Here is a 6990-nt window from a genome sequence, read left to right on the forward strand (position 1 = left end):
GCCGGGTGGTGACGTCGGCTGGCCAAACTGCCCACGATGTCGCCAACGGCGCCGGAAGCGGAGCCCAAGCGTGACATTCTTGTGAGTTTCCGCCGTGCAACCTGTAATAATACGGCGCGTGAAGATCATTGCTTGCCCCGCCCTGCCAAGCCCCTTCCGGCCCTCTGAGGCGCTACGGCTACCGGCTTCCGCCAGCCGGGACCAAGCTTACCGTTTGACTGAGTGTTAGCCCATGAATATCGTCATTCTCGCCGCCGGACAAGGCAAGCGCATGCATTCGAACTTGCCCAAGGTGCTCCATCCGCTGGCCGGCAAGGCTCTGGTTTCGCACGTCATCGATACGGCGCGCGGTCTTGCTCCGCAAACCATCTGTCTCGTTTACGGACACGCCGGCGAAGCTCTGCGAGCCAGCATCGACGCACCGGACCTGGTATGGGTTCTGCAGGAGCCCCAATTGGGGACCGGACACGCCGTGATGCAGGCCTTGCCCCATCTCGCGGCGGGGGGAAGCACGCTGGTACTCTACGGCGATGTGCCGCTGGTTCAGGCGGAGACGCTGCAGCGTTTGTTGCATGCGGCGCGCGACGCATTGGCGATTCTTACCGTAAACCTGCCCGAACCGAGCGGTTACGGGCGCATCGTTCGCGATGCGGCCGGAGACGTTCGGCGCATCGTCGAACAGAAAGACGCCTCGGTCGAAGAGCGAGCGATCCACGAGGTCAACACCGGGATCGTCGCTCTGCCGACGGAAAACCTGGCCGACTGGCTGGGCCGCTTGTCGAATGACAACGCACAACGGGAATACTATCTGACCGACATCGTCGGCATGGCGGTCGCGGCCGGAGTTCCGGTCCGCACCGCGCAGGCGCAGGCGCCATGGGAAGTCCTTGGCGTCAACAGCAAGGTGCAGCTAGCCGAGCTCGAACGCGTCGCGCAGCGGCGAACCGCCGAGCGTCTGCTCGAACAGGGCGTGCGCCTGGCCGACCCGGCACGCATCGACGTGCGTGGTGAACTGGTTTGCGGGCGTGACGTCTTCATCGACATCAACTGTGTTTTCGAGGGCAGGGTCGTTCTCGAGGAAGCCGTCGAAATCGGTCCATCCTGCGTCCTGAGGAACGCGCACATTGGCGCCGGATCGCGTCTGGCGGCGTTCAGCCACATCGACAGCGCAGTCGTCGGTCCCGACGGCGTGATCGGACCGTTCGCCCGTCTCCGTCCGGGAACCGAACTGGCGGCCGGCGTACATGTCGGCAACTTCGTCGAGCTCAAGAACAGCCGCTTTGCTGCACAATCGAAAGCCAATCACCTGGCCTATGTCGGCGACGCTGTCGTCGGCAGCCGCGTGAACATCGGTGCCGGGACGATCACCTGCAACTACGACGGTGCCAACAAGTTTCAGACCGTCATCGAAGACGACGCTTTCATCGGATCGGACACCCAACTGGTTGCTCCGGTCACGGTCGGTCGCGGCGCCACGCTCGGCGCCGGTACGACGTTGACCAGGGACGCTCCGCCGGACACGCTGACCATCTCGCGGGCCAGGCAGGTGTCGATTTCCGGCTGGAAGAAACCGCAGAAAGTCAAAAAATAAAGTCGTCGAGAGGACTTCGACGGTATGCCCATCCCGGCCGCCAACGGCCTTAGAGAAAAGTGACCTGACCATGTGTGGCATTGTTGCTGCGGTCGCCGACCGCGATGTCGTCCCGATTCTTCTCGAAGGGCTGCGCAAGCTCGAGTACCGCGGTTACGATTCGGCTGGCCTTGCGCTGATCAATGCTTCCGGCCTGCACCGCCTGCGTTCCGTTGGCCGTGTCGCCGAACTCACCGCGCAGGTGGAAGGATCGTCACGGGCCTCCGGCCAGACCGGCATTGCGCATACTCGTTGGGCGACGCATGGTGTGCCCTGCGAGCGCAACGCCCACCCACATATCTCGCGTGGCCTGGCCGTCGTCCATAACGGCATCATCGAAAACCACGAATCTCTGCGCGGGCGCCTCAAAGCCCTGGGCTACGAGTTCACTTCGGACACCGATACCGAAGTCGTTGCCCACCTGATCGCCCACGAATTGAAGAGCGCCACCGATTTTCTCACCGCCGTACGCCAGGCAGTCGCCCAGTTGCAAGGCGCCTACGCGATCGCTGTCCTGCGCGAGGCCGATCCGACGCGCCTGGTGGTGGCGCGTGAAGGCGCCCCCTTGCTGCTCGGAGTGACCGACGATGGATGCTACGCCGCTTCCGATGCCGCCGCACTGCTGCAGGTGACGCGCCGCATGATCTACCTCGAGAACGGCGACTGTGCGGAACTGATGCGCGATGCCTATCGCATCACTCGCGTCGACGGGACGCCAGTCGAACGTGCCGAGACCGAATCCCAACTCACGGCCGACGCGGTCGAACTGGGCCACTATCGGCATTACATGCAGAAAGAAATTTTCGAGCAACCGGTTGCGCTGGCGAATACGTTGGAAATGCTGGGTGCCGCCCGCAGCATTCAGCCCGGTCTGTTCGGTGCCACGAGCGAGGCGACGTTGAGCGAAGTCCGGCAGGTTCTGATCATCGCTTGCGGAACCAGTTATCACGCCGGACTGGTGGCGCGCTACTGGCTCGAATCGATTGCCGGCATCCCGTGCTCGGTCGAAGTGGCCAGCGAGTATCGCTACCGCGACTCCGTGCCTGATCCCCTGACGCTGATCGTGACGATTTCGCAGTCCGGTGAAACGGCCGACACGCTGGCGGCGTTGCAGCATGCGAGGTCGCTCGGCATGGAACGGACTCTGTGTATCTGCAACGTTCCCGAGTCGTCGCTGGTGCGCGAGAACAGCCTGCGTTTCATTACCCGTGCCGGACCGGAAATCGGCGTTGCGTCGACCAAGGCCTTCACCACCCAGCTCGCCGCGCTGTATCTGTTGACGCTGGTCCTGGCCAAGCTGCGCGGCCGCCTCGACGAGGCAGCCGAAGCGGCCGAACTGCATGCCGTCCGTCATTTGCCGCTGGCGGTGGCCAAAATCCTCGAACTGGAGCCTGCGATTCGCCAATGGGCCGAGCAGTTCTCGATGAAACAGCATGCGCTTTTCCTGGGGCGCGGCCGTCATTACCCGATCGCCATGGAAGGTGCCCTGAAGCTGAAGGAGATCTCCTATATTCACGCCGAGGCTTATCCGGCCGGCGAACTCAAGCATGGCCCGCTGGCCCTCGTCGACCGCGACATGCCGGTGATTGCCGTCGCGCCCAACGACGCTCTGCTCGAGAAGCTGAAGTCCAATCTCCAGGAAGTGCGGGCACGCGGTGGCGAGCTGTACGTCTTTGCCGACGCCGACAGCGAGATGAAGGAGTCGGACGGCATCCACGTGCTGCACCTGCCGGAGCACTACGGCGCGCTCTCCGCGCTGCTGCATGTCGTGCCCCTGCAACTCCTGGCTTATCATGTGGCGCTGGTACGCGGTACCGACGTCGATAAGCCCCGTAATCTGGCCAAGTCGGTCACGGTCGAGTAAGTCGCCGTCACGTCGCGCCCTGGGCACCGCCTCGCCATTCCTGCCATGCGCTGGCTTGGCGGCGAGGAGGCGCTTGCCGTCTTTCGCGTTCGGTGATGGCCATGCTTCCGGAGTAAACCATGGACATTGCGATTTCCGCCCTGCGCCCGGAGGATGTCGGGCCGGTCGTCGCGCTCGCGCGCTTGGTCTGGCAGCGAACTTATCCAGGAATCATCAGTCAGGAACAGATCGATTTCATGCTCGAGCAGCGTTACAACCCGCAGCGTTTACGCGAGGAGTTGGCGACACCAGGGATCTGGTGGGACCAGATCCGGGTCGATGGCCAACTGGTGGGCTTCGCTTCGGCGCTGACGACCGCGGCTGGAGAAATGAAACTCGACAAGTTGTATGTCGCCCCGCAACATCAGCGGTCAGGGCTCGGTGCCCGGTTGCTCGAGCGTGTCGTCGAGCACGCTTTGGCAAACGGTTGCCGGACGCTGATTCTGGCGGTGAACAAGCGAAATGAGCAGGCCATCGCCGCCTACCGAAAACACGGCTTCGGCATCCGCGAATCGGTGTGTGTCGATATCGGCGGCGGATTCGTGATGGACGACTTTATAATGGCCAAGCCTCTGGTTGCGCCGCCGCCAGAGGCTCGACAACAATGAAAACGACATTTACAAAGATGCACGGATTGGGCAACGATTTCGTCGTGCTCGATGGTGTTCGTCAGTCGATCGTACTGACCGGCGAGCAACTGCGTTGGCTGGCAGACCGCCATTTTGGAGTCGGCTGTGACCAGATCCTGCTGGTCGAGCCCGCCAGCCGGCCCGGCGTCGACTTCCGTTACCGCATCTTCAACGCCGACGGCGGCGAGGTCGAGCAGTGTGGCAACGGCGCGCGCTGCTTCGTACGCTTCGTTCACGAGCAGGGCCTGACCATGCAGCGCGAGATTCGTGTCGAAACGATGAGCGGCATCATCGCCTTGCGGCTTGAGGATGACGGAAGAGTCACCGTCGATATGGGAGAGCCGGTGTTCGAGCCGGCGCGGATACCCTTCGTCGCGGTGAACGACGACTTGCTGCAGAGCTTGTCGCTGGGCGGCGAAGAAGTCGTCATTAGCGCTGTCGGCATGGGAAACCCGCACGCCTTGCAGATCGTTCCTGATGTCGATGCGGCTCCGGTCGGGCGGCAAGGGCCGCTGATCGAATCGCACCCGCGTTTTCCGAAGCGCGCCAACGCCGGCTTCGTGCAGGTGCTCGATCGACACGCCATCCGCCTGCGCGTCTTCGAACGTGGCGCGGGCGAGACGCTGGCCTGCGGCAGCGGTGCTTGTGCCGCGGTCGTGGCCGGTATCGCCCGCGGTATGCTCGATTCACCGGTGCGTGTCGAAATGCGCGGTGGCGAACTGACGATTGCCTGGCGCGGCCAGGGCACCCCGGTCTTCATGAGTGGTCCTGCCGTCACCGTTTTCAAGGGAGAAATCGAGTTATGAAATCGGAAGAAGTAGCGCATTACTTGCAGAACAACCCGCAGTTTTTCGAGCAACACGCGGACCTGATCGCCACCATGGTCGTTCCGCATCCGCACAGCGGGCGGACGATATCGATCACCGAACGACAAATGCTTGCTCTGCGCGACAAGAATCGCCAACTCGAAGGCAAGATGGGCGAACTGCTGCAGTTTGGCGAGGAGAACGACGAGATCAGCCAGAAGATGCACCGGCTGGCGGTCGGAATGATCGCCGCGTGTAGTTTCCAGTCCGTATTGCACACCTTGAACTTTCACTTGCGCGACGACTTCGAGATTCCCCACGTCGCCGTCCGGCTCTGGCATCGCCCGTCGGGAAGCGACGAGCTGCCCCAGTTCGCCGACGTCAGTGAAAAGCTGCAGACTTTCGCCGAAGCTTTGACGCAGCCGTACTGCGGTTCGACGGCGGGCTTCGAATTCTCATCGTGGTTCGGCGAGGCGTCGCCGCCTATCCGTTCGCAGGCGCTGATCGCCATGCGCGATGGCGGCGGAACGATCGGCATGATCGCACTGGGTAGCGAGGATGCGGAGCGCTTTTATAGCCAGATGGGGACGATCTACCTCGAACGTCTTGGCGAAATGGCTTCGGCAGCGCTGGCGCGCGTCCTGCGCTGAACCTTGACCCATGAGCGTCAGCGAATTTGGCGCCGACGTCGACGCTTACCTCGAAGAACTCTCGCGGCAGAGAAGACTGTCACCCCATACGGTCCGCGCTTACCGGCAGGATCTCGCGACGCTCTGCTGCCTGATCGGCGAATTGCCGGGCGAATATCGCCTGCAAAGCATCGAGGCGCACCATGTCCGGCGTTTCGTCGCGCAATTGCACGCGCGCGGTCTCGGCGGGCGCTCGCTCGGCCGCACCTTGTCGGCTTGGCGCGGCTTCTATCGCTGGCTCGGCCAGCGCGGCGCAAGCACCCACAATCCGGTCGACAGCGTACGTCCTCCGAGGAGTCCGAAAGCGCTGCCCAAGGTTTTGTCACCCGACGAGGCGAATCGCCTGCTGGCGGCGAAAGGCGAAAGCCTGCTGGAGATTCGCGACCAGGCGATCTTCGAGCTCTTCTACTCGTCCGGTCTGCGTCTCGCCGAACTCGCCGCGCTCGACATCTCGTGCCTTGAAGACGTGCGCCGTGGCGAGGTCCGCGTTCTCGGCAAGCGCAACAAGCCGCGCATCGTTCCGGTCGGCCGCCAGGCCAGCGAGGCGCTGATGCTCTGGGCTGAGCAGCGTGCTCACCTGGCAGCGCCCGACGAAACCGCCTTGTTCGTCGGAAGACACGGCCATCGCCTGGGTGTTCGCTTGATTCAATTGCGCCTGCTTCGCCGTGGCTTGCAGCAGGGCTTGCCGGCGAGGACGCATCCGCACGTGCTGCGCCACTCGTTTGCCTCGCATGTCCTGCAGTCCTCGGGTGATCTACGCGCCGTGCAGGAGATGCTCGGTCATGCCAGCATCGCCTCGACACAGGTCTATACCCATCTCGATTTTCAGCATCTGGCTACCGTCTACGACCAGTCACACCCGCGCGCGAAGCGCAAGACGCCCTAAAGCGGACTGGCATTGCGCCGTCAAACCGGCTGAAAACTCTCCGGGAATTTTTCGCCTACCGCGCTCAACCCCGCTGCGCCCGACTTACTCAGACCTCCCAGTACCCTGGACCGGTACCCGTTTAATGGATGCCAAGAGGCGAGGAGCGTTATCCACGGCCGGCCGGTTCGGTCGCTTGCGACGAACCGGCCAGTCGGTGGTGGATAACGCGGTGCTGCTCACGGCAAGGCTTCTCCACCGGTGCTGGTCGGCGACGCGGCGCCATGCCAGTGCGGCTCGAATGCGGCCGGTGACAGGTTGCCCAAGGACGAGTGGCGACGTTCGGTATTGTAGTAGCCGATGTATTCGACCAGCGCCTGCTGAGCCTCGGCGCGCGTGCGGAAATGTTTTCCAGGCACGCACTCGACCTTGACCGTGCCGTTGGCCGATTCCATCGGCGCATTGTCC

At 63.1% G+C, this 6990-nt stretch carries 7 protein-coding genes; 6 read left to right on the forward strand and 1 reads right to left on the reverse strand.

The genetic code is table 11. The annotated features are described in order from the left end of the window. Positions 1–232 precede the first annotated feature (232 nt). The 6 genes from glmU to xerC all read left to right on the forward strand — a co-directional run bounded on the left by glmU (position 233) and on the right by xerC (position 6543). On the forward strand, positions 233–1591 hold the full coding sequence (gene glmU, locus Q1M07_RS11185; protein WP_300453940.1) for a bifunctional UDP-N-acetylglucosamine diphosphorylase/glucosamine-1-phosphate N-acetyltransferase GlmU: 1359 nt from the start codon (positions 233–235) through the stop codon (positions 1589–1591). A 70-nt stretch (positions 1592–1661) separates the two neighbouring features. After that, entirely contained in the window at positions 1662–3494 is a 1833-nt protein-coding gene (gene glmS / locus Q1M07_RS11190) for a glutamine--fructose-6-phosphate transaminase (isomerizing) (protein ID WP_300453941.1), read from the forward strand. A gap of 119 nt (positions 3495–3613) precedes the next feature. Beyond that, positions 3614–4141, forward strand: a complete 528-nt coding sequence (locus tag Q1M07_RS11195; RefSeq protein ID WP_300453942.1) for a GNAT family N-acetyltransferase — start codon at positions 3614–3616, stop codon at positions 4139–4141. Continuing rightward, positions 4138–4968, forward strand: coding sequence for a diaminopimelate epimerase (gene dapF, locus Q1M07_RS11200; protein WP_300453943.1), 831 nt, complete (start codon positions 4138–4140; stop codon positions 4966–4968). The genes Q1M07_RS11195 and dapF overlap by 4 nt, the downstream gene beginning before the upstream one ends. Next, positions 4965–5618: a DUF484 family protein gene (locus Q1M07_RS11205; RefSeq protein WP_300453944.1), complete on the forward strand. Its 654-nt coding sequence runs from the start codon at positions 4965–4967 to the stop codon at positions 5616–5618. Before dapF ends, Q1M07_RS11205 begins: the two co-directional genes overlap by 4 nt. 10 nt (positions 5619–5628) lie before the next feature. Further along, on the forward strand, positions 5629–6543 hold the full coding sequence (xerC, locus tag Q1M07_RS11210; protein WP_300453946.1) for a tyrosine recombinase XerC: 915 nt from the start codon (positions 5629–5631) through the stop codon (positions 6541–6543). Positions 6544–6761: 218 nt separating this feature from the next. Here xerC and Q1M07_RS11215 read toward each other — a convergent pair. Continuing rightward, the coding region (locus Q1M07_RS11215) for an IS3 family transposase (protein WP_300453947.1) at positions 6762–6990 on the reverse strand (229 nt) is incomplete at its 5' end.

This window comes from Accumulibacter sp., assembly GCF_029255285.1.
Taxonomy (GTDB): Bacteria; Pseudomonadota; Gammaproteobacteria; order Burkholderiales; family Rhodocyclaceae; genus Accumulibacter.

Excerpts from the sequence above, each read along its gene's own strand:
- Q1M07_RS11195 (WP_300453942.1), top strand. The coding sequence starts at position 3,614 with ATGGACATTGCGATTTCCGCCCTGCGCCCGGAGGATGTCGGGCCGGTC.
- glmS (WP_300453941.1), top strand. The coding sequence starts at position 1,662 with ATGTGTGGCATTGTTGCTGCGGTCGCCGACCGCGATGTCGTCCCGATT.
- Q1M07_RS11205 (WP_300453944.1), top strand. The coding sequence starts at position 4,965 with ATGAAATCGGAAGAAGTAGCGCATTACTTGCAGAACAACCCGCAGTTT.
- dapF (WP_300453943.1), top strand. The coding sequence starts at position 4,138 with ATGAAAACGACATTTACAAAGATGCACGGATTGGGCAACGATTTCGTC.
- glmU (WP_300453940.1), top strand. The coding sequence starts at position 233 with ATGAATATCGTCATTCTCGCCGCCGGACAAGGCAAGCGCATGCATTCG.
- xerC (WP_300453946.1), top strand. The coding sequence starts at position 5,629 with ATGAGCGTCAGCGAATTTGGCGCCGACGTCGACGCTTACCTCGAAGAA.